This is a genomic window from Nostoc mirabile CHAB5784, from assembly GCF_020829645.1.
Lineage (GTDB): Bacteria > Cyanobacteriota > Cyanobacteriia > Cyanobacteriales > Nostocaceae > Nostoc > Nostoc mirabile.
In genome coordinates, this window is record NZ_JAIVFS010000032.1 from 39,732 (window position 1) to 62,965 (window position 23,234).

Annotated in this window: 23 protein-coding genes and 1 pseudogene; 19 read left to right on the plus strand and 5 right to left on the minus strand. The window is 41.8% G+C overall.

What is annotated here, in order from left to right:
- Positions 1-22: 22 nt before the first annotated feature.
- Complete coding sequence (locus tag LC653_RS20610; RefSeq protein ID WP_229496649.1) at positions 23-766, minus strand: pentapeptide repeat-containing protein; 744 nt, start codon at positions 764-766, stop codon at positions 23-25.
- Positions 767-996: 230 nt separating this feature from the next.
- On the opposite strand from LC653_RS20610, the gene LC653_RS20615 reads away from it, so the two are divergent.
- The gene (locus LC653_RS20615) at positions 997-2,196 is read left to right on the plus strand and encodes an FAD-dependent oxidoreductase (RefSeq protein WP_229496651.1); all 1,200 of its coding nucleotides are present in this window, start codon (positions 997-999) and stop codon (positions 2,194-2,196) included.
- Positions 2,197-2,466: 270 nt separating this feature from the next.
- Here LC653_RS20615 and LC653_RS20620 read toward each other — a convergent pair whose 3' ends face one another.
- Positions 2,467-4,287: a tetratricopeptide repeat protein gene (locus LC653_RS20620; protein ID WP_229496653.1), complete on the minus strand. Its 1,821-nt coding sequence runs from the start codon at positions 4,285-4,287 to the stop codon at positions 2,467-2,469.
- A 293-nt stretch (positions 4,288-4,580) separates the two neighbouring features.
- On the opposite strand from LC653_RS20620, the pseudogene LC653_RS20625 reads away from it, so the two are divergent.
- A pseudogene (locus tag LC653_RS20625) lies at positions 4,581-4,763 on the plus strand (tyrosine-type recombinase/integrase); the annotation flags it as partial.
- Between the two features lie 194 nt (positions 4,764-4,957).
- Here LC653_RS20625 and LC653_RS20630 read toward each other — a convergent pair.
- The gene (locus LC653_RS20630) at positions 4,958-5,260 is read right to left on the minus strand and encodes a virulence protein (RefSeq protein ID WP_229496655.1); all 303 of its coding nucleotides are present in this window, start codon (positions 5,258-5,260) and stop codon (positions 4,958-4,960) included.
- Between the two features lie 95 nt (positions 5,261-5,355).
- On the opposite strand from LC653_RS20630, the gene LC653_RS20635 reads away from it, so the two are divergent.
- Positions 5,356-6,033 (plus strand): RpnC/YadD family protein, encoded by a 678-nt coding sequence (locus LC653_RS20635; RefSeq protein ID WP_308189110.1) that lies wholly within the window; start codon positions 5,356-5,358, stop codon positions 6,031-6,033.
- 123 nt (positions 6,034-6,156) lie between these two features.
- On the opposite strand, the gene LC653_RS20640 is transcribed toward LC653_RS20635, so the two are convergent.
- Positions 6,157-6,342 (minus strand): hypothetical protein, encoded by a 186-nt coding sequence (locus tag LC653_RS20640; protein ID WP_229496702.1) that lies wholly within the window; start codon positions 6,340-6,342, stop codon positions 6,157-6,159.
- Here LC653_RS20640 and LC653_RS20645 point away from each other — a divergent pair.
- The 16 genes from LC653_RS20645 to gshB all read left to right on the plus strand — a co-directional run bounded on the left by LC653_RS20645 (position 6,269) and on the right by gshB (position 21,364).
- On the plus strand, positions 6,269-6,466 hold the full coding sequence (locus LC653_RS20645; protein WP_229496697.1) for a SemiSWEET transporter: 198 nt from the start codon (positions 6,269-6,271) through the stop codon (positions 6,464-6,466). The genes LC653_RS20640 and LC653_RS20645 overlap by 74 nt on opposite strands.
- A gap of 173 nt (positions 6,467-6,639) precedes the next feature.
- Positions 6,640-8,286 (plus strand): B12-binding domain-containing radical SAM protein, encoded by a 1,647-nt coding sequence (locus LC653_RS20650; protein WP_229496657.1) that lies wholly within the window; start codon positions 6,640-6,642, stop codon positions 8,284-8,286.
- 11 nt (positions 8,287-8,297) lie between these two features.
- Positions 8,298-8,486 carry a CPXCG motif-containing cysteine-rich protein gene (locus LC653_RS20655; RefSeq protein ID WP_012411100.1) on the plus strand — a complete coding sequence of 63 codons (189 nt, stop codon included), beginning with the start codon at positions 8,298-8,300 and terminating at the stop codon, positions 8,484-8,486.
- 19 nt (positions 8,487-8,505) lie between these two features.
- The gene (locus LC653_RS20660) at positions 8,506-8,955 is read left to right on the plus strand and encodes an SRPBCC family protein (RefSeq protein ID WP_229496659.1); all 450 of its coding nucleotides are present in this window, start codon (positions 8,506-8,508) and stop codon (positions 8,953-8,955) included.
- Positions 8,956-9,638: 683 nt separating this feature from the next.
- Positions 9,639-9,866 carry a high light inducible protein gene (locus tag LC653_RS20665; RefSeq protein ID WP_308189111.1) on the plus strand — a complete coding sequence of 76 codons (228 nt, stop codon included), beginning with the start codon at positions 9,639-9,641 and terminating at the stop codon, positions 9,864-9,866.
- A gap of 275 nt (positions 9,867-10,141) precedes the next feature.
- A complete protein-coding gene (gene crtW, locus LC653_RS20670) occupies positions 10,142-10,903 on the plus strand; it encodes a beta-carotene ketolase CrtW (RefSeq protein WP_229496661.1) in 762 nt (253 codons plus the stop codon).
- Between the two features lie 93 nt (positions 10,904-10,996).
- On the plus strand, positions 10,997-12,007 hold the full coding sequence (cofG, locus tag LC653_RS20675; RefSeq protein WP_229496663.1) for a 7,8-didemethyl-8-hydroxy-5-deazariboflavin synthase subunit CofG: 1,011 nt from the start codon (positions 10,997-10,999) through the stop codon (positions 12,005-12,007).
- 522 nt (positions 12,008-12,529) lie between these two features.
- Positions 12,530-12,754 (plus strand): hypothetical protein, encoded by a 225-nt coding sequence (locus LC653_RS20680; RefSeq protein ID WP_229496665.1) that lies wholly within the window; start codon positions 12,530-12,532, stop codon positions 12,752-12,754.
- A 49-nt stretch (positions 12,755-12,803) separates the two neighbouring features.
- Positions 12,804-14,129 carry a P-loop NTPase family protein gene (locus tag LC653_RS20685; protein WP_229496666.1) on the plus strand — a complete coding sequence of 442 codons (1,326 nt, stop codon included), beginning with the start codon at positions 12,804-12,806 and terminating at the stop codon, positions 14,127-14,129.
- The gene (locus tag LC653_RS20690) at positions 14,126-15,730 is read left to right on the plus strand and encodes a tetratricopeptide repeat protein (RefSeq protein WP_229496668.1); all 1,605 of its coding nucleotides are present in this window, start codon (positions 14,126-14,128) and stop codon (positions 15,728-15,730) included. Before LC653_RS20685 ends, LC653_RS20690 begins: the two co-directional genes overlap by 4 nt.
- A gap of 165 nt (positions 15,731-15,895) precedes the next feature.
- On the plus strand, positions 15,896-16,174 hold the full coding sequence (locus LC653_RS20695; RefSeq protein WP_229496670.1) for a hypothetical protein: 279 nt from the start codon (positions 15,896-15,898) through the stop codon (positions 16,172-16,174).
- Positions 16,175-16,201: 27 nt separating this feature from the next.
- Entirely contained in the window at positions 16,202-16,456 is a 255-nt protein-coding gene (locus LC653_RS20700) for a UPF0175 family protein (RefSeq protein ID WP_229496698.1), read from the plus strand.
- Between the two features lie 221 nt (positions 16,457-16,677).
- The gene (gene hflX, locus LC653_RS20705; protein WP_229496699.1) at positions 16,678-18,423 is read left to right on the plus strand and encodes a GTPase HflX; all 1,746 of its coding nucleotides are present in this window, start codon (positions 16,678-16,680) and stop codon (positions 18,421-18,423) included.
- A 246-nt stretch (positions 18,424-18,669) separates the two neighbouring features.
- Entirely contained in the window at positions 18,670-19,395 is a 726-nt protein-coding gene (locus LC653_RS20710) for a PEP-CTERM sorting domain-containing protein (protein WP_229496671.1), read from the plus strand.
- Positions 19,396-19,880: 485 nt separating this feature from the next.
- On the plus strand, positions 19,881-20,153 hold the full coding sequence (gene grxC, locus LC653_RS20715) for a glutaredoxin 3 (protein ID WP_100900687.1): 273 nt from the start codon (positions 19,881-19,883) through the stop codon (positions 20,151-20,153).
- A 236-nt stretch (positions 20,154-20,389) separates the two neighbouring features.
- Entirely contained in the window at positions 20,390-21,364 is a 975-nt protein-coding gene (gene gshB, locus LC653_RS20720) for a glutathione synthase (RefSeq protein ID WP_229496673.1), read from the plus strand.
- A 512-nt stretch (positions 21,365-21,876) separates the two neighbouring features.
- On the opposite strand, the gene ftsZ is transcribed toward gshB, so the two are convergent.
- Positions 21,877-23,199 (minus strand): cell division protein FtsZ, encoded by a 1,323-nt coding sequence (ftsZ, locus tag LC653_RS20725; RefSeq protein ID WP_229496675.1) that lies wholly within the window; start codon positions 23,197-23,199, stop codon positions 21,877-21,879.
- Between the last annotated feature and the right edge of the window lie 35 nt (positions 23,200-23,234).

Genomic DNA, 23,234 nt, shown 5'->3' on the forward strand with positions numbered 1-23,234 from the left:
TTTGGCTTGCTGTAGTAGTGTTTTACTCAGAGAATTTAGCTTCTCTGAGGTTTGCCCCATCAAGTATGGCATCATTGAGAACTGCTCCATGCACCCTAGCTAAATATAAGCTTGCATAATATAGGTTAGCTCCGGAGAGGTTAGCTCCTTTTAGACTAGCTGCACTGAGAATTGCTCCAGATAGGTTAGCTAAAGATAAGTTAGTACCTTCTAGGTTAGCTGCACTGAGAATTGCTCCCGCCAGATTAGCTTCTGTGAGGTTAGCTCCAGCAAGATTAGCTTGATAGAGATTTGTCTGTTCTAAGTTCGCTCTATTCAGATTTGCTCCTCTTATGTCAGTGTGACTCAAATCAAGTTGCTCATTTTTGGGATCTTTGTTTACATCTCTTCTAGCGATAACGGTAAGGGCTGCTTGAATATCTACACGAAGTTTTGTTGACAGGTTGCTCGTTACTTTCTCTTGGGGCATGTAAGGTGCATTTTCTCGTACAAAAGTAGTAAGAATATCCATAATTATCCAGTGGTACTGTGGATGATTTTGGGCAATTTGCTCTAAATCATTAATTACAACTAGACTGGTTTCTATTGTCTTATTCCCTAGTTGTTCAATTGCTATTCTTAAACGTTCTTTTGGCAACTGATGCTGAGTTTGGTTAACTTTTACTTTCAAAGCATGTATCCTCAGACATATTTTTGATAGCTGACTGTTGTCTGTCGGTAAAATATTTTTTATGCCCTGAAAAGCATTAACAATTATTGTCAACATTATTAAGTGATAAAATGAGGTTTAAAAATTACTTGCACTTACTACTCTTCATTCTTCACTATCAATTAACCCTGAGGATGATGATTTGGATTGATGCCTGTGATAAAGCATCCATAAATCATTTATGAAAAAGCACTAATTATAAAGGATAGCCTTCTTTTACTAGATACGCTACGGGAACACAAAAAATCTCACAAATCAAATAATATTTTTATTAACTCCTTCAATCAATGCAGCAAAAATTACAGCCTATAGTTAAAGACCTAGTTCTGATTGGTGGCGGTCACAGCCATGCAATTGCCCTGAAAATGTTTGGTAGAAAGCCTTTACTTAGTGTCCGTTTGACGTTGATTACCGCAGCTAAAAATACAGCCTACTCTGGAATGTTACCAGGACACATTGCCGGATTTTATAGCCACGATGAATGTCATATTGACTTGCGACCTTTAGCGAACTTTGCTCAAGCACAGCTGTATATTGACACAGTAGTTGCCCTAGACTTGGAAAATCACAAAGTTCTTTGTGCTAACGGACTTGTGGTAGATTTTGATATGCTGTCTATTGATATTGGCAGCACTCCGGCCACAGTGTCTGTATCAGGTGCAGCAGAATATGCGATCGCAGCTAAACCAGTATCGCATCTATTGGAACATTGGTATGAACTAATTGAAGCTATAGGTAAAAATCCTCAAGAACCAATTAGGATTGCGATCGCAGGTGGTGGCGCTGGTGGTGTAGAATTGGCGCTGTCGATGCAATCTCATTTACATCGCATTTTACGTCAAACTCAACAACCAATTCAAAATCTGGAAGTTCATTTATTCCAGCGTGGCACGGAACTAATGCCCAATTACCATTCATCAGTACGCCATCAAATTCAGCAAATTTTAACGGAGCGAGGTATTAAGCTACATCTTGGGGAAACTGTGTGTAAAGTTGCACCTACACCACACAGTGAAACTAAAGAAATATTTGAGATTAAATGCGAATCTGGCTTGATAGTAGAGTGTAATAAAATTTTTTGGGTAACACAAGCATCAGCACCTGAGTGGTTAAAAATCGCTGGACTAGGAACTGATGAGCGAGGCTTTATTTTGGTGGAAGACACGTTGCAATCTCAAACGCATCCCCAAGTATTTGCTGCTGGTGACATTGCCACAATGGTAAATTATCCGCGTCCGAAAGCTGGGGTATTTGCTGTTAGGCAAGGTAAACCTTTATTTGAGAATTTGCAGCGAATTTTATTAGATAAGTCGCTCAAACCTTATAGACCACAGAAACAATATTTGAGTTTAATTGGTACAGGAGACGGACGAGCCATAGCCACACGAGGTATCATCACTTTACCACCTCACAAACTCTTGTGGCGTTACAAAGATTGGATTGACCGCCGCTTTATGGAACGCTTTCACTTTGAAGAAATTAAGTGATATTATGTCCGCTTAATCACTTATTAAACCCGGAGAACCCCACCCCGCCAAAGCTATGCTTTGTCTCCCCTCCCCGCAGACTAAGGTGTACACACAAGTCGAATTACCCCCCTTAATCCCCCCGATATATTGGGGGGAAACAAGAATCTAGTTCCCTCTCCTTTATAAGGTCCGGGTTAGGGTGGGGTAAAACCTTGGTTAATCAGCTATTTCAGACTTGTGTGTACACCGTAACCCCGCTCTTCGGGAGGGGTTGGGGGTGGGGTTCTTTTATTGAAGCTGTTCAATTAGCTCCATAATTTGTTGGTAATACTGAATATTTCCTTCTTGGTAATACAAGTCTGCGGATTTCTGGAAATCCGCAATTGCTCGTTGAGAGTCACCCAGATTTCGGTAGACATCTGCCCGAAGGATGTAAGCTGAAGCCCAATGAGGCTGACGCTGTAAAGCGAGGTTCAAGTCTGTAAGCGCTCCCTGCAAGTCTCCCAATAGAGAACGGCTACGACCGCGATTATACCAATCTTCGGCAAAGCTGGGGTCGATCGCAATCGCACGACTATAATCTTCTATTGCCCCTTGATAATCTTCTAGGGCATAGCGGGCATTAGCGCGATCGCTGTAAAATGCAGCAGATTGGGGATTTATTTGTAATGCTTGGGTATAATCTGCGATCGCACTTTCATATTCTTCTAAAGCATAATGGGTAGAACCTCGGTTGTAATATGCTTCAATTAAATCGGGATTAATTTTCAATGCTTGATTATAATCTGCGATCGCTCCCTTTTCATCCCCCAAAAGACGACGAGCATTTCCTCGATTGCAGTACGCTTGAGAAAATTCAGGAACAAGCTCTATTGCTTGGGTGTTATCATCAATTGCTCCCTGTAAATCTTGCAGGGCTTCACGGGCAATACCCCGACCGTAATAAGCTGCGGCTAAGTTATCATTAATCTGTAATGCGCGATCATAATCTTTAATTGCTCCTTTATGATCACCTAAAGAACGACGAGCCGCCGCGCGATCGCAATATCCTTCAGCTAAACTAGGATTGAGTTGTAATAGGCGATTACTATCTTCAATTGCACCTTGATAATCTCCCAGTCGGCGACGAGCGTTCGCCCGAAAGCCGTATACTAAAGCTAGAGTCGGATTTTCTTGTAACGCTTGATCATAATCTGCGATCGCACCTTCATAATCCCCAAGAGTACTACGGACAAGACCCCGCTCACAATAGGCTTGCACATCATCAGGATTGAACTTTAGGGCTTGGTTAAAATCCTCAATTGCTCGGTGATATTCTTTGAGATGGGCAAAAACCAGTCCCCGATTGTAATATGCTCCGGCAAACTTGGGATTGATTTCTAGGGCGCGGTTGAAATTAGCGATCGCACTTTGATACTCTGCTAAAGAGTAGTAGGCATTACCTCGATTATGATAAGCTTCGGCCAAGTTTGGATCTAATTGTAATGCCCGGTTATGGTCAGCGATCGCTTCGTGAAAATTTCCTAAGATATGGTGAATATTACCCCGATTGCTGTAAGCTGCGGCAAAATTGGGATGCCACTGTAAAGCTTGCTGAAAATTAGCGATCGCTCCTTGATGATCGCCGCTCTCAAAACAAGCTACACCTCGATTATGATAAGCATTGGCAATATCAATATTGATATTATCAGCTAACTGGGTACTAGTTTCGATTGTTTGGATATAATCAGCGATCGCTTTGTCATATTTTTCTAAGGCAAAGTAAGCATTACCCCGGCTGTGGTAAGATTGGGCGAGATTGGGATCGATTTGTAATGCTTGGTTATGGTCAGCGATCGCTCCTTCGTAATCGGCTAAAAAGTAACGTGCATTACCTCGGTGAAAGTAGGCTGTGGCAAAATTGGGATTGATTTCTATAGCGCAATTAAAATCTGCGATCGCACCACGATAATCTTTGAGTTGACCACTTAGAATAATTCCTCGATTATGGTAAGCTTCAGCATAGTTAGGGTTGAGCTTGATTGCTTGGGTGTAAGCTGCGTTCGCTCCTTGATAATCCCCTTGCAAATTGTGATTTAATCCTTGGTTTAAGAATTCTTCAGCATTCATGTAATTTTTTTGGATTTCGACATTCCCTAGCTTTCAGGCAACGGGATTCTTAACGATATGTTTTGAAAATAGTTCTAGCTATTATTATGACTCTTGCTAAGATTTTAATTCCTGATTTTATGTTAGCTTTCAGAAAATATTTATTCTTGTGGGGTGGGTATTTTACTCGCCCTTTTTTATTGGTATTATTATAGTAATGGATAACACATTGAACTAAGTGCGAGCGCATCTACTATCAACATGGCTAAAGAGTCAGAAAATCGGTTAAAACACTTCAGTAAATCGCAAAGTTTTTTCAAAGGCGATCGCTAACCCAGATGAGTAACGCTGGCATCCCACTGAGAGTTATTGAGGAGATATCCGGGCATCGCAACCTAGAACAGTTGCAGAGATATCTAGAAGTGTCTGACGATCAGGTATTGGGAGCGGCGGCGGCGTTGTCGATGTTGTCAACCATACAGTCTAGCAGTTTATGAGGAAAACAGAGATGCTTATCGTTTTTATGAAAATTTTGGTTTTAAGGTAACAAAAAAAGGTCTGCAAAAAAATCATAAATATTTAGAAATGACAATCAGTTAGACGACATTATTTATAATAAATTTTTTAAACATAAAAAATCCCTACCGTTCAGTGGCAGGGATTGAAGCTCTATTAAAATTGTTGACCGTCGTCAGTTTTCACTGGGTAAGTTTACTTGAACTGCGGGTAATAGGTCGTTATTTTCTTCAATCCTTAGCATTCTGATATCTCTTACTGCTACAGGAAACCATACTAATTGTTTAGCTAAATCTTGAACTGCTAGCACACAAGTAACAGCATTTACATTTTCATTTCCAAAGTAAACGCTACCTTGCTGTCTAGTAAAACCGTGTGAAGTCAGTACTTTTTTAATCTCACCATAAGCATTGTTATATGGGTCGCCATAGGACTGTCGTAGCAGTTCAATATCCATATCAAAAGCAATTGCGTACACTCTGGTATTCCTATCTGGGAAATTGTTATTGCTTATTGTAGGGTATGAACTGACGTTTAATTTACTGTTCTTACCTACTAAATTACGTGTTGTTTTTGTGTACATATTTTTACTGTAAATACTGTTTAACTCAATTCTACCGAGATAATCCCATAAATGACAATTCCCCACAGCGATCGCTACAGGGAATCAAAGGGTTATGCGGTTTGTGGTGGTTAGGGTGGGCTAAGTCGCTAGTCTTGATCCTCATAATTATTCATCTGTCAGGATTTGGTGCTAACCCAAAAAATGACTACCTGCCTGGAATCTACTTCATGCCAGAATATTTGCGTACCGCGATAGTAGCAATTCATCAGTTGCCTCCTATCTCAGAAACCTTGTGGCTGAGAATCATCGGTAGAGGGAACGTTCAAAAGCAAGCAATTGACGAACTAGAAGCGCTTACTCCTGATAATCCTTTCCGAAAAGCAGCGTTAGAATTGCTGTACAACTTGCAACAAAACTTACAAGTCACTCAAAATCAAGACGAGGAAGATAGGGAATTACTTATGCGATTAGCACCACTTTACCAACAAGACCGAGAACAGGCTAAACAACAAGGAATTCAGCAGGGAGAACGCTTGGTGGTGGAAAACTTGCTCAAAGTTCGCTTTGGTGAAATAGATAATGAACTTCAAGCAATTATTGAACCTTTATTGACGTTACCACCAGAAGAGTTTACGCCTTTACTGTTGCAGTTATCCCGTGAAGAATTAATTGATAGGTTTTCCTAGTGTCAATCACATATCCTTTAATGATTAGGGAAAAGAGTTAAACTCTTTTCCCTTTTTATTTTTTCCACTTTCTACCTCACGTTACAATGTAATATCGAAGACATTAATCCAGTATTATAAAAATCAGTTTATAACTTTTTTAAGCAATGAAAAGTTTATTTTATAGGTTTGCATCGCAATGGATTTTCTGACAATTCTAGGATTAGTGGCTGCCACAATAACCACAATCTCTTTTTTGCCACAGATGTTTAAAACGTGGCGAACAAAATCAGCAAAAGATGTTTCTATGGTGACGCTGATTACATTCATAATTGGTGTTTTTTTGTGGTTAATCTACGGAATTTATCTCCAAGCCTTGCCAATTATTCTTGCTAATAGCGTGACATTGTTTTTTAACTTGATAATTCTATGGCTTAAAATTAAATATAGATAAAGAAGCCCTGGCGACTATAAATCGCGGCTACACAAACTATCGTCAGCCTGCGCGGACTAAATAAAACCCACGTTAGCGTAGCATCTCATAGAAAAGAGAAGCAAAAGTGGTTTTGCCTGTGTAGGCGCGAATTCTATGAGACTCCATTATTCAAACACCCCTAAGAAACACCTGTGACATCATCTGTATTTACCTCTGAACGCCTCCTTTTCACCCCCGCCACCCCAGACACCGACGCTATCCCCATCATTTTTGCCTTTCCCAATGAGTACAGCGTAGGTATCACTAGCCTGGGCTATCAGGTAGTTTGGGCAACTTTGGCAATGCGTGATGATGTGCAAGTGAGTCGCCTGTTTACAGATACTCACGAACAACTCCCCAGAACCCCGGAAATAGTCGGATTTTCAATATCCTGGGAACTGGATTATGTAAATATTTTAAATTTGCTGGAATCTTTAGAAATTCCCATTCTGGCAACTTCTCGTGATGATTCTCATCCGATAATTTTTGGTGGTGGGCCCGTTCTCACAGCGAATCCCGAACCTTTTGCAGATTTTTTTGATGTAATTTTACTGGGGGATGGCGAAAACCTCCTGGGAAATTTCATTGAGGCGTACAAAGAAGTTAGAAATGCTTCTAGACAAACTCAACTAAAAAGACTTGCACAAATCCCAGGAATTTATGTACCCAGTTTGTATGAAGTCGAATATCACAGCATAGATGGTGCAGTAAAGTCAATTAAACCAATTTATCCCGAAATTCCTGCAGTGGTGCAAAAGCAAACTTATCGGGGAAATACTCTATCGGCATCGACTGTAGTCACCGAAAAAGCCGCCTGGGAAAATATTTACATGGTGGAAGTGGTGAGAAGTTGTCCAGAAATGTGCCGCTTTTGTTTGGCGAGTTATCTCACACTGCCTTTTAGAACAGCCAGTCTTGAAGGTTCATTAATTCCTGCCATAGAAAGAGGTTTAGAAGTCACAAATCGGCTAGGATTATTGGGAGCTTCTGTAACTCAGCATCCAGAATTTGAGACTTTGCTAGATTATATTAGTCAGCCAAAGTACGATGATCTCCGTCTCAGTATTGCCTCAGTGCGAACCAATACCGTAACAGTGCAGCTAGCAGAAACTTTGACGAAACGAGACACGCGATCGCTTACCATTGCAGTAGAGAGTGGTTCTGAGAAAATCCGCCAAATCATCAACAAAAAGCTGCATAACGACGAAATTATCCAAGCGGCCGTAAATGCCAAAGCTGGCGGATTAAAAAGCTTGAAACTCTACGGAATGGCAGGAATTCCCGGTGAAGAAACAGAGGATTTAGAACAAACCGTGGCGATGATGCGTAATATCAAAAAAGCTGCGCCGGGATTGCGGTTAACATACGGATGCAGCACCTTTGTACCCAAAGCACACACACCGTTTCAATGGTTTGGGGTGAATCGCCAAGCCGAAAAGCGGTTGCAGTTTTTGCAAAAGCAGCTAAAACCACAGGGGATAGAGTTTCGCCCAGAAAGCTATAATTGGTCGATTATACAGGCTTTGTTATCAAGAGGCGATCGCAGAGTGTCCCAACTCCTCCAACTGACTCGTGACTTTGGAGACTCCTTGGGTAGCTACAAACGTGCTTTCAAACAACTCAAAGGACAAATCCCCGATTTAGATTTCTACGTCCACGCCGAATGGTCAACAGAACAAGTATTACCCTGGAGCCACTTGCAAGGGCCTCTGCCACAGTCTACACTACTAAAGCATTTGGCTGAAGCTCAGAGTTATATTAACCCATCCCCCAAGGAACTACAGCCATTGAATTCATAGCTGAAAACTTGATGCAAAACACAGCCGAGTATTACTGCGCCTATTGCGGCGAACCGAACTTAACTTTTATTGACTTGAGTGCTGGAGGACAGCAATCCTACGTTGAAGATTGTCAAGTTTGCTGTAACCCAAATATTTTGTATGTGCGGGTTGATGAAGATACCCTAGATATCGAGATTGATACAGAATCCGAAAGTTGAATTTTAGGTTTTTCTTTCCATGCTGCACTTTAAACATTCCTCAGTAATTAATGCCCCATCAGAAGTAGTTTGGAAATTTCACGAAAGGGCAGATATTTTGCAACTGCTGAATCCACCTTGGCAGCCAGTCCAAGTGGTTCGTCGTGAGGGGGGATTGAACGTGGGCGCTATCACAGAATTTCGCCTGTTTCTCGGCCCATTACCCTTAACTTGGTTAGCGCGTCATACTGAATGTGAAAAATATCGCCTATTTACCGACGAACAGATATCTGGCCCCTTTGAATCTTGGGTACATCGACATGAATTTGAACCGGAAGCTGGCAAAACTAGGCTGACTGACGCTATTTCCTTCTCTATGCCTGGTGGAGGAACAGTTGAATTTGTCAGTGGTTGGTTAGTGCAAGTGCAACTAGAAGCTATGTTTCGCTATCGTCATTATGTAACGAAACGAGAATGTGAGCCGCAATAGCAGAATGTGCTGGTAGCAAAAATTAATTATCCTAATTTTTCAACCCTTGCCGGGAAACCCACTTTATTAAATAATTCGTAATTCGTAATTCGTAATTCGTAAATTTTGTTTTGCATTAGCGAACGCGAGTGCGTCTCTAAGAGTTGCGTTAGCGAGTCCGCGTTCGCGCAGCGTCTCTTCGAGAGCGTCTGGGGATTTTAACCCCACCACAAAACTTGTCGCTTGTTAGAAGCGAGGGACTTAAACCCCTCAAAAATGTTAAACCGGGGAACAAGCGATACAAAGCTTGCGAGAAATTCGCCCAACCAAGCATCGCACCTGTAATCAGTACCGTAGGAGTCATACTTGAAGTTTGAAAAACCTATTTACTATTTATTTGTCCGGTTAATAACACTCTAGAAACCTTCTAACTTTTGTTAGATTTTTTCTCATATCTTTTCTCATATCCAAAATAGTTTTTTAATGATATTACAAGTTATTGTTAGTAGTTGTTTCGTAAAAATACCTCTGCTTTATAGGCTAGGAAAAGCTATTATTGAACTTTTGTTAGATAAATATTTCCTAAACTCCTTAAAATCTCATTCTTTAGAGTTGCTTCTACTTTGAAACTAGAGACAGATAGCGTCAAATTGCTAAGTTAAGTAATATGAATAATGTAATGAACTTCTTAAATTAACTTAATAATGGCAATTTATCTTAGTGATAAAACTGAAACTGCATACAATGGCAAAAATTGCAATGCTGCTGAACTTGTGCTGACACCTCAGCCTGAATTTTGGAGCGATCGCTTAGGTATGATTGGTTTTCTAGTTTACCTAGTTTGGGAACGGCTACAGCCTAGTGCAGTATGTAGCCGCACTCATTTCCTATACTCCCCGTTAATATTGACTGTCTTTGTTACAGACTGTTAACAAAGGATCAAAGATAAGACGCTGGTTATTGTAAATACCAGGTTCAACAGTGTCCCCACTCATATCACCCAACCTTTTAACCGAAAACAGTTTTTAGAATAGCAGTTGCTTGTGTAATACTAGTTAAAGTATCTTAATATTTCTATATATTTTCCAGCAGTGGCATTGGTCAGTGCAAAAAATTGACCACTAACAGATTTTCTCGGTTAGTTGTTTTTGCCATGACTATATTTTATTTTTGAAATTTTCACCTGAATGCTAGGCGGAGTAAAAGCGTGATCCAGTTAGAACAACCACCCAGTCATCAAACAAAACGGACTCCAGTAGTGAAAAGTAAATCTGAGTTTAAAGGGCTTTTCATTGCTATTGTTATTGTTAGCGCATGGGTTATTAGCCTGAGTTTATTACTTTCCCTTGACATCTCCAAGCTAAAATTTTGGATGTTATTGCCTGTTATACTTTGGCAGACATTTTTATATACGGGATTATTTATTACATCTCATGATGCCATGCATGGGGTAGTATTTCCCCAGAATTGCAAGATTAATCATTTTATTGGAACATTGACCTTATCTCTTTATGGCCTTTTGCCATATCAAAAACTACTGAAAAAACATTGGTTACACCACCACAATCCTGCAAGTAAAATAGACCCGGATTTTCATAATGGTAAACACCAAAATTTCTTTGCTTGGTATTTTCATTTTATGAAAGGTTACTGGAGTTGGGGACAAATAATTGCGTTGACTATTATTTATAACTTTGCTAAATACATACTTCATATACCAATTGATAATCTAACTTACTTTTGGGTGCTACCCTCGCTTTTAAGTTCATTACAATTATTCTATTTCGGGACTTTTTTACCTCATAGTGAACCAATGGGAGGTTATGTACAGCCTCATTGTGCCAAAACAATTAGCCGTCCTATTTGGTGGTCATTTATCACATGCTATCATTTTGGCTACCACGAAGAACATCACCAATATCCCAATGTTTGTTGGTGGCAGTTACCAAAAATTTACAAAGCAAAATAGTTCTTGTTTATCTAATATCATGGCAAATGGCAGCAACAGTCACCCAGTAATCTATATAGTTTGAACAAGACATTCTTTTAGATTATCCTGCTTATGCCAATTAATAATTCTCGTCTTGTCACCTACAGCCCTGCTTATACAATCGTTCCTACTTACGAGTGCTTTAATCGCTGTAGTTACTGCAACTTTCGCAGCGAACCGGGTAAAAGTCCCTGGATGAGTATTTCAGATGCAGAAAGTATTTTAAAGCCACTTCAAAGCCAAAATGTCTGTGAAATCCTCATCCTCAGTGGTGAAGTGCATCCCCATTCGCCAAGGCGTCAGGCGTGGTTTGGGCGGATTTATGATTTGTGCGAGTTAGCGTTTTCAATAGGGTTTTTACCGCATACAAATGCGGGGCCATTAAGTTTTGAGGAAATGCAAAAGCTCAAGCGTGTAAATGTTTCGATGGGGCTGATGTTGGAACAGTTAACGCCAACATTGTTAAATAGTGTACATCGGCACGCACCGAGTAAATTACCAGAAATTCGTTTACAACAATTGCAATGGGCGGGAGAGTTGCAAATTCCCTTTACAACGGGCTTGCTGTTGGGAATTGGGGAAACTGTAAATGATTGGTGGGAAACCTTGGAAGCTATATCTGATTTGCACCAACGTTACCATCACGTTCAAGAAGTTATCCTACAACCTCATAGTCCTGGACATCAGCAAACCTTTGATGCACCACCTTTTAACCCTCATCATTTACCAGAAGTCATTTTTAAGGCGCGTCAGATTTTACCGCCAGATATTACTATTCAAATTCCGCCGAATTTAGTTAAAGATGACCTATGGTTACTCGCATGTATTGAAGCTGGTGCTAGAGACTTGGGTGGAATAGGGCCAAAAGATGAAGTGAATCCCGATTATCCTCATGTTCAAGAACAAGCATTAAGAGAAATTTTACAGCCTGCGGGGTGGGAATTGGTGTCTCGTTTGCCAGTTTATCCGCAATTTGATAGCTGGTTGTCAGGGGAATTACAAACAGCAGTGAAGCGTTGGCGAAAAACTCTAACCCCAGTTTCTCTTTTGTCAGAACAGGGAAGTAGAGATTTTCCTATCTAGAACACCAATTCAGTAATCCTAAAAGAACCTCTCCCCCAACCCCTCTTTGTTTCAAAGAGGGGAGTTTCAGGGTGATTTCATACAACCACAGAAAAACTAAAACTGGGTTTCAAAGCCTCTCTCCGCTTGCCTAACGGCAGGCTGACGCCAACGGGGAGAGGTTTGGAGAGGGGTAAAAACCTATGTCACAAAACGAGAATAGGACTTACGCACGAGTTACGGAGTAACGTAGACACGAAGTGGCTTGCCGCAGGCTACCGCAGAGGCGCAGAGAAGCCAGTGCGCCCTTGCGGTTCCCCGACTTGTTCGCTCTTAGCGTTCCCGCAGGGTAGCAGCTGGCGCGACACGGAGAAATCAGAGTTTGAGAGATATTTTGCGTAAGTCCTAGAGAAATCAAGACTTATGTATTTTTCTTTTTTCGTATGAAACCATTCTGCCCTTCCCTAGTAGGGAAGGAGGCTGGGGGGTTAGGTTTTTGATAACTGAATCGATGCTCAATTAGTTGACGAGTCTTTGAACTGGATGAATCCACCTTTTATCTCCGTTAATGAGTCTTTGAACTGGATGAATCCACCTTTTATCTCCGTTAATGAGTCTTTGAACTGGATGAATCCACCTTTTATCTCCGTTAACGAGTCTTTGAACTGGATGAATCCACCTTTTATCTCCGTTAACGAGTCTTTGAACTGGATGAATCCACCTTTTATCTCCGTTAATGAGTCTTTGAACTGGATGAATCCACCTTAATTCTCTATAATCTCGATTATTATGAGCATCATTCCTATATTTTTTACCTATGCCTAATAATGATGACTTACTTGCAAACCTCTACAACGCCTTTAACCCCTTTGAACCCTTACCCGCAGGTGATCCAAAATATGTAGATTGTCAGGATGTGCGGGGAGATGCGGATATTTTGCAAGAGTTGGGAAATCGAATGCGACTAGCAGATACAAATACTTGCCAATTGTATTCTGGTCATCGGGGTGCAGGGAAGTCTACAGAATTACTCAGGTTAAAGAAGTATTTAGAAAATCGGCAATTTTATGTGGTCTATTTTGCGGCTGATGAAGAGGATATTGATTCTGAAGATGCCCAATATACAGATATACTCCTCGCCTGTACCCGCCGTTTGCTCAAAGATTTAAAAAAAATTGCTAGTCCTCGTCCGATACTCGACTGGTTAAAAAGTCGTTGGGTAGATTTAAAAGATTTGGCGCTGACTACCCTAGAGTTTGAGAGTCTGGAAGTAGAAGCCCAAGTTGCTCAATTCGCCAAGTTGACCGCAAATTTAAGAGCTGTTCCTGAATTACGCCAAAAGATTCGCCAAAAAATTGATCCTTACACAGTCACTTTAATTGAGGTGTTAAATGAGTTTCTAGCGGATGCAAAAAAGAACTTACCTACGGGTAAAACTCAACTGGCGGTAATCGTCGATAATTTAGACCGGATGGTGTTAGTCAAAGACGGAGATCGCACCAACTATGAGGAAGTCTTTTTAGACCGCAGCGAACAACTCCAAGCTTTAGATTGCCATTTGATTTATACTGTCCCCATTTCAATGGTCTATTCTACAAGGGCAACAGACCTCAGAGATATCTACGGCGACCCCCAAATTTTGCCGATGATTATGGTAAACACTCTCAAAGGGGAAGTTTACCAGCCAGGACTGAAGAAAGTTAAGGAAGTAATTAACAAACGAGTCCGGCAAATTGCACCCGAACTATCACTAGAGAAGGAAATTTTCGATAGTTCCCAAACCTTAGACAGACTTTGTTTAATGAGTGGAGGTCATGTGAGGAATTTGCTATTGTTAACTCAAGACGCCATTGGACGCACTGAAGAATTACCTGTTTCAGAAAACGCGGTGCGACGAGCAATTACTCAAGCTAGAGATACTTATCGCCGCGCTGTGGAAAATCATCAATGGTGTCTGTTAGCAGAAGTGTCTTGTTCTAAGCGGATTATTAATGATGACTTGTATCGGAGCTTGATGTATAATCGCAGTCTTTTAGAATACCGTTATTTGGATGATGATGGAGAGATGCAACGTTGGTATGATATTCATCCATTGATTCAAGGAATTCCAGAATTTAAAGAAGCCGTAGCGAAACTTTCATGAACCCAAATTTAAGTGATTGGGATGATGATTTACCCCCAGAACCAGAAGAAGCTTATCAAGACTTACTTCGCGCACTGAAGCGAAAATCAGGATTTGGTTTGTTTTTTGTCCAATGTACACCTGGGGAAGCAGACAAGTTTATTGTCAAACTTCCCCAGGAGATTCCGCAGAAGAAGATTGCAGTTTTACGTTTGGTTGAGGCAATAGATAATTTATATCAGCCAGTAGCAGAGTTTATTAAAGATAAGCAAATTGATATTTTATTGATAAAAGGTCTGGAATATTCTTTATACAAGTATGAGAAAAGAAATTTTGGGGAAATTACAGAAGGACAATTTAGCAATTTAACCAGTGTTCCGCATATTTTAAATCACTTAAACCAACAGCGAGAACGCTTTAGAGATGACTTTACCATTAGCTTTGTTTTTCTTTTGCGTTCATTTTCGATAAACTATTTTATTCACCGCGCCCCAGATTTTTTTGATTGGCGTTCTGGGGTCTTTGAATTACCGACAACGCCAGAAGTAGTAGAACAAGAATCAAATCGTCTAATAGATGAAGCCGATTATGAGGAATATTTGAAACTTAGCCCTGAACAAAAAATTGAAAAAGTCCTAGAAATTCAAGACTTGCTGACCGAAAAACATCAACCGCAGAGTCGTAAAGCAAATTTACTGTTTGAACTGGGCAGGTTGTTAGATTCTGCTGACGAATTTGAAGCTGCGATCGCATCCTACGACCAAGCACTGAAATTTAAACCAGATTACCACTATGCTTGGTACAATCGCGGCAATGCGCTAAGAAATTTAGGACGCACTGAAGAAGCGATCGCATCCTACGACCAAGCACTGAAATTTAAACCAGATGACCACTATGCTTGGAACAATCGCGGCAATGCGCTAAGAAATTTAGGACGCACTGAAGAAGCGATCGCATCCTACGACCAAGCACTGAAATTTAAACCAGATTACCACTATGCTTGGTACAATCGGGGCTATGCGCTAGATAATTTAGGACGCTATAAAGAAGCGATCGCATCCTACGACCAAGCACTAAAATTTAAACCAGATTACCACTATGCTTGGTACAATCGGGGCTATGTGCTAGATAATTTAGGACGCTATAAAGAAGCGATCGCATCCTACGACCAAGCACTGAAATTTAAACCAGATGACCACTATGCTTGGAACAATCGGGGCTATGTGCTAGGCAAATTAGGACGCAATGAAGAAGCGATCGCATCCTACGACCAAGCACTGAAATTTAAACCAGATGACCACGAAGCTTGGAACAATCGGGGCATTGCGCTAGGCAAATTAGGACGCAATGAAGAAGCGATCGCATCCTACGACCAAGCACTGAAATTTAAACCTGATTACCACTATGCTTGGTACGAAAGGAGCCATATACTACGAAAGTTAGGACATTATAAAAAAGCGATCAATTCCTTTGAGCAAGCTGTGAGAAACGACCCTGATTTCTCTAAAAGTAGGATAATTATTGTATTCATATGCAAAATACTCTTAATAATAGTAAAAATTTTCCCCAAGCTAATTAATTCTTTTAAAATCTTGTTAAAGTTGATTATTTTGAGACGCTGATTTAAAAATAATGCTATCAGTGTCTACTATTTCGTTAATCTTGAGTGATCTATTAGTAGCGATCGCCGTCACATTTCCAGATGAAATAACAACTTAAACCAAAAGCGATGCCGATAGATAAATTACTAAATATAAATTCAACCCATCTTCAGGAACACAAATCAAATGTCAGAAAACCTCCAAGAGCAAAAACAGCTATCTCTCAAAGAAATTGCTAGCCTATCTTTGGCAGAACGTCACAAAATACTAGAACCTTTGATCGCCGCTACAGCCGAAGATTTTTTAAACGACCCGGAATTAACAGAATTCTCAGTTTTAGATGGTGAAGACTGGCAAACCGAGAATGACAACATAATTTATATGGAAGAACTCAAAAGCATCCGCAGCCATGAGGCTTTTTTAAACGGCTACACACCGGAAGATGAAGGACTTTATGACGACTGAAAATTAAATGCGATCGCCCTGATAAAAATCATGTCACAACTTAAAATTGACTATCCAGAAACTTTACCAGATGCCTTACAGCAAACGCGAGAACAGTTTGAACAAGAAGCAAAAATGGCGATGGCAGTTAAACTATTTGAAATGAAACGCATTTCTTCTGGTTTAGCTGCACAGTTAGCAGGTATAGATAGGGTAAATTTTTTACTTAATTTACACCGTTATGGTGTGGCGATGATTGATTTAACACAAGAGGAACTTGTATCTGATTTAGCGAATGCTTGAAAATAATATATTTGAATCTTACTCCCCTTCCCTTGTAGGGAAGGGGTTGGGGGTTAGGTCTCTATTGCACTCAACTAAAAACCACCAAAATAGCTTCAAATCAATAACTCTGTGAACTAATTACTAACGCATCCCTCAAAGGAGAGAGATAGGAGCCTAAACCCTGTTGTAAAATAGACATATAAGGATTCGGGGGGCCATTTAACTGGTCATAAACGCCTATAGAGACTATTTTTGGAAATCTCCAAGGTTTGAAGTCCAGCCAGCTGAAGCAACTACAGCGGCTGTATCACCAGCGTATACCGGGCGATCGCATCACCACGTCCGAGTTTTCCCAGCGTCTGGCAGCAATTAGCACAGAAGTCAATCAGCCTGTGTGCGCCTACGTCAACCGTCGCGGACAAGTGATTCGCGTCGGGGTAGGCACACCGCGTCAAACACAAATACCGCCCCTGGAATTGCCCCGTTACGGTGCAGAACGACTCAGTGGTATTCGTTGCATCGCCACCCATCTCAAGCCAGAACCGCCCAATGAAGCGGCACTCACAGCTATGGCACTGCAACGCTTAGATGCCCTAGTTGTCCTAAATATTACCGGAACAGGATTTACACGACGGGGAGGCGGTGCGACTGGGTATGTCAAAGAAGCTTATCTAGCTCATCTGATACCCCAAGAATCTCGCACGCTGATTACTAGTCCTGCTACTTTGAAAGTAGAAGAGAGCCAAATTCAATCCCCAAGTTGGAATATATCGCCACCTCTGGGCTTGGATGATCTGGCAGACCAAGATTTAGTAGACTTGGTAGAAAATCTGGAAGCAGAATTCCAGCGCGAATTTGTCGCCCAGGAAGTAGATTCTGACCACGATCGCGTGCTAATTGTGGGGCTAATGACCAGTGAAATAACTCCCCTACAATTCCAAGACACTCTAGTAGAATTGGCACGTTTAGTTGATACTGCTGGGGGAGATGTATTACAGACAATACAACAAAAGCGATCGCGCATTCATCCCCAGACAGTAGTTGGCGAAGGTAAGGTGCAAGAAATTGCCCTAACTGCCCAAACACTAGGAGTCAATCTCGTCGTCTTTAACCGCGACCTCTCACCCTCCCAAGTCCGCAACTTAGAAATGCAAATTGGTATCCGAGTGGTTGATCGTACCGAAGTAATTTTGGATATTTTTGCTCAACGCGCTCAGTCCCGTGCCGGTAAGTTGCAAGTAGAACTAGCACAGTTAGAATACATGCAACCGCGACTCGCTGGTAGAGGTCGCACCATGTCCCGATTGGGTGGTGGTATTGGGACTCGTGGGCCTGGTGAAACCAAACTGGAAACTGAACGCCGTGCCATTGGGCAGCGCATTTCCCGACTGCAAAAAGAAGTAGACCAATTGCAAGCCCATCGTTCGCGGTTACGGCAGCGACGACAGCATCGAGAAGTTCCCTCAGTGGCTTTGGTTGGATATACCAACGCTGGCAAGTCCACTTTGCTGAATGCTCTCACTAACGCAGAAGTTTATACAGCCGACCAGCTATTTGCCACTCTCGATCCCACCACCCGCCGCCTGGTAATTCCTCATGGCGAAGCTGATAAACCTCAAGAAATTCTGATTACAGATACAGTAGGGTTCATACACGAATTACCTGCATCGTTAATGGATGCCTTCCGTGCCACCTTAGAGGAAGTCACAGAAGCCGATGCCCTACTACATTTGGTGGATTTGTCTCACCCCGCTTGGTTGCGTCATATTCGCTCAGTTAGAGAAATCTTGGCGCAAATGCCAATAACTCCTGGCCCGGCGCTAGTTATTTTTAACAAGATTGATCAAGCCAATAGTGAGACACTAGCTTTGGCTAGAGAAGAATTCCCCCTAGCGGTGTTTATTTCTGCGAGTCAGCGTTTGGGATTAGAAACGTTACGCCAGCGTCTTGCCAAGCTGATTGAATATGCCGTTGACTCTCGGTAAATACTGTTATTTAAATAATTTCTAATTTTAACCAAACTCAGTATTGCTACTGGGTTTTTTATTATATAAAGCCAAAAATAAAGTCTTTTTGAACTAAGGCTGGTATTATAGACAACTTCTAATTGAATCTCTAAAGTTATAAAAGGCTGTCACTGGATGCATCTGATTTTACATGGATAGCAAACAGCAAAATTCCCATCATTAGCAACTGAATCTTACCATTTTGTTTTGCAAACATTGATTAACATGAAACATCCATTTTCCACGGCAGCAATACCTTCCTTCTTAGCTGCTACTGCTGTTGTGATATCACCTTCTGTTTTTGCCCCTGCTAATGCCGCTTCAATGAGTTTCACTATCAATGACTTCACCGGTGCGGATACTCAGGTGAAGTTTACTTTGGATGACGCAATAGCAGGGTCTGGCAAAGTTCAGTTTAAAGTAAATTATTTATCCACTGGCAGCAACACAATTGCTGACATCCGTGGTGTTTTCTTCAACATTTTCGACGATACGCTTCTCAGTGGTCTGCAAGTAGTAGGTACAGATGTAACAAACAAACAATTTGGACCTGCTGGAACAATTAACTCTGTTGGTAGCGGTAGTAACAATCTAAACGGTGGTGGCGGCTCCTTTGATGCTGGAGTAGAAATTGGTCAAGAAGGTATAGGTCAAGGAAAAGGCGACATTCAATCTACCATCTTTACCCTATCCCATAGTTCCAAAGCTTTAACGTTGGCTCAGTTTTCTCAGCAAAACTTTGGAGTGCGGTTAATGAGTGTCGGTTCTGGAAACAATCGTAACGGAAGTAGCAAACTCAAAGGACAAGCACCTTACTACACACCCCCACCACCACCACCTAAACAAGTGCCTGAGCCTACTACAGTAGTTGCCCTTGGCATATTTGCTGTGGGTGCGCTGAAAGTAGCCAAGAAAAAACCTTTAGTATCAGCTTCAATAACAGTCGCCTAGAAGCTTTACTGGGAGACACCAGATGCATCTCCTCATGGGATCAGGTCTGTCTCCCTCAATACTATAAAATTTATTTATTAACCATACATTAAAACATTATATTACTAATTTATTGGACACTCCCACGGCTTATAGCCGTGGGATTTTTAAATCATGGGGTTCTAGTCAAAAGAGGCAAGGGAGCAGGGGGCGCTTTGCTGGGGGAAAGACACCAGACGGAGCTTGTACTCGCGGCTTGCGTTCAAGCGGACAAAGAAGGACGGGGCTTCGTACCCGTGTTTCGCTCTGCTCCACGCAGTTCTTGGAAGGGCTTACTCCCCCTGCTCCCTGCTCCCTTCCCCCCTGCCTCTTCGGTGAACTCACCCTCATCAAGCATCGTAAACCCAGTTAGCGACTTTTAAAGATCAGGTCAAAACGGGATAGAGGAGCTACAGTCAGTGGCAAAGTTCTAAAATTAAGAAGCATGAAATCAATTTGAGGACATTATGGCTGCAAAAGTAGAAATTTACACTTGGAGAACTTGCCCGTTTTGCATTCGTGCCAAAAGTTTGCTGAAGAACAAGGGCGTTGAATTTATCGAATACAGCATTGATGGAGATGAGGCAGCCAGAAATAAAATGGCTCAAAGAGCAAATGGACGCCGTTCTTTACCGCAAATTTTCATCAATGATGATCATATTGGTGGTTGTGATGATATCCACGCTTTAGACAGTCAAGGCAAGCTAGATGAGCTACTAACTTCTAGCAAGAGCGTGTAGTTTCAGAAAATATTGCTAGAAGCTAGCGACAAGCCGCTATACACGGCAGTCGCTACAACTCTGGAGAGCTACGCGTTGCCTTGTTTAGAGACTTTTTTCTCACAAAAGCCACATCTGTCTACAAGACTTTACCTGCCAGGTTCCACTCAGCAGTACATATATACGTCAATTGGTGAGAGCATCAAGAGATAATAATTGAATAACCATTTAATTTCTTGGTGATTGAGGTATAAAGGGTGAAACTGGCTTTTATCATTGATCCCATCCATCTGCTTGACCCGTGTCATGATACCAGTGTTGCCCTAATTGAAGCAGCGCAAATCCTGGGACACGAAGTTTGGGTGACTCAGGCAAATCTGCTGAGTGTGGTGGAGAGCAAAGCTTGGGCTGTCCTACAGCGAGTCGAACTTGTACCAGTGCAGTTGGTGGAAGGACGCTGGATAGCAGTAAATCCTTGGTATAAGTTGAGCGATTCCTGCTTAACTTCTTTAGAGACAATGGATGCCGTATTTATGCGGACAGATCCACCTGTCAATGATTCCTACCTCTATGCTACCTATATTCTGGATTACATTGACCAAAATAAAACCCTAGTAATTAACAGTCCTAGCGGCATCCGAGGGGCAAATGAAAAAATGTACGCCCTCCAGTTTACTAAAGCGATTCCAGAAACGATTGTCAGTGCTGATAAGCAGTTTATCCGGCAATTTGTCGAAGCAAAGGGAGCTGCGGTTCTCAAACCACTGGGTAACAAAGCTGGCGAAGGAATTTTATTTTTGCAACCAAGCGATCGCAATTTTAACTCTATTGTCGAACTCAGTACCCTCCAAGGCCGAGTGCCTGTAATGGTGCAAACCTATTTACCGGAGGCAAAAGAAGGAGATAAGCGAATTATCTTACTCAATGGCGAACCAATTGGTGCGCTCAATCGCCTCTCTAGCGGAACTGATTTTCGCAATAATATGGCCACTGGTGGCACAGTCGCTCAAACCGAAATTACCCCAAGAGAGGATGAAATTTGTACCCAAGTAGCCGAACGGTTATGCCAAGACGGTTTAATTTTTGTGGGGATTGATGTTATTGGTGGCTATCTAACTGAAGTTAATGTCACTAGTCCTACCGGAATTCGTGAGATTGATCGCCTAGATGGGACTCACCTTGGCCATCAGGTTATTCAATGGATTGAACAGAAATTAAAAAGCAAAAAATAATTTACATTTATTTTTTGCTTAGTGTCCTATTTTTCAGGAAACAGACTTCCTTCGGACGCTTACGTGGGTAACTCGCCCACGCAACTTAATTTAAGTAAATATACTTACTTCTCCCGAATATGAGTTTAATGAATCGCAGGGGTAGATGTAGCGATGAGTACGACGGGCTATTGGGTGTCGCATCTGTAGTCGGGCAGATATTCTTGTTTATTTGTTCCAAAAGCAAAGCTGGACATGTGAGCCAGCAGACTCCTGCCCAAGTTCATTCTATTTCTATAAAGTAACGTTAACGAGTTTTTTACCCATTAGCAAGATCGGGGATGGCAACACATTGCTTACCCCTGCCCTTAGTAAAACCCTGAAACTAGCAGATTTTATACAGCATTCAGCCTAATCTGAGACTGCTAATTTAATCTAAAATCGTTCGACTGACTTGTACTGAGCGTGCGTTGCCCTGAGCAAGTCGTTGGGTCGAAGTAGCGCTCACGACGAAGTTTCAAATCCAAAATCTTTTAATTCCTTGGTCTACCTCGGTTTCTTAAGAAATCAGGTATATCCAATCCAGGTTTTTCTTTTGGTTCTGGAATTGGAGTTGGAGTTGGAGTTGAACTTGGAGTTGAAGTTGAGGTTGGGGGATTAACTGCGGGTTGCTGTGTTGTTGGTCGCTTCGAGGTATTAGGTGCTACTCGAACGTTAGGCACGCTTTGTTGTTGCACAGCTTGCACTTCACCTGTAAATCCGGTGGCAATTACAGTAATTCTTACCTCACCTTGGAGTCTGTCATCAATTACAGCCCCAAAAATAATATTGGCGTTGGGATCAACTACTTCATAGATTGCTTCTGCTGCTGCATTTACTTCATGCAAAGTTAGGTCTGTACCACCTGTAATATTAAAGACAACCCCTCTGGCACCTTCAATAGAACATTCTAGTAATGGTGAAGAAATAGCTGCGATCGCAGCTTCTCTGGCTCTAGATTTTCCAGAGCTAACGCCAATTCCCATCAATGCCGATCCCGCATCTGCCATCACCGCTCGAACATCAGCAAAGTCAACGTTTACCAATCCGGGGATCGTGATGATATCAGAAATACCTTGCACCCCTTGACGCAGTACATCATCTGCATAACGAAAAGCTTCTTGCACAGGTGTTTGTTCGGGGATCACTTCCAGCAGTTTGTTGTTGGGGATAATGATCAGTGTATCTACTCTACTTTTTAGTCCTTGAATACCTTCTTCCGCTTGGCTGGTACGGCGGCGTCCCTCAAAGACAAATGGACGTGTTACCACACCAACAGTCAGAGCGCCCATTTCCTTTGCTACTTCTGCCACAATCGGGGCTGCACCTGTCCCAGTACCACCCCCCATTCCAGCAGTGATAAATACTAGGTCTGCACCCTCCAAAGCTGTAGCAATTTCGTCTCGTGATTCCTCAGCTGCCTTTTGACCAATGGCAGGATTACCACCTGCTCCTAAACCCCGTGTTAGCTTCTGTCCAATTTGCAATCTACTGGGAGCGCCAGCTAAGGTAAGAGCTTGGGCATCAGTGTTAATTGACCAAAACTCTACCCCAGAGACATCAGATTCGATCATGCGGTTAACGGCATTGCCACCGCCACCACCTACACCAATCACTTTAATGTTAGCAACCCGGCCAGGAACAATTTCGCCAATTCGGCTATTTTCCGGAGAAATCTTCTTATTATCGTGATTTTGTCCGAAGTTCAACCCAGAGTTATTAAAGGGATTGGTCGAGTTAACTGCCAGAGAGAACCCCGGCTGTCCCGTAGATTGGGAATTTTTATAGTTAAGTCCTTGGTTATTATCAAGTGTCATTGGATTTGTCAAAGGGTAGATAAACGACTTTTTTA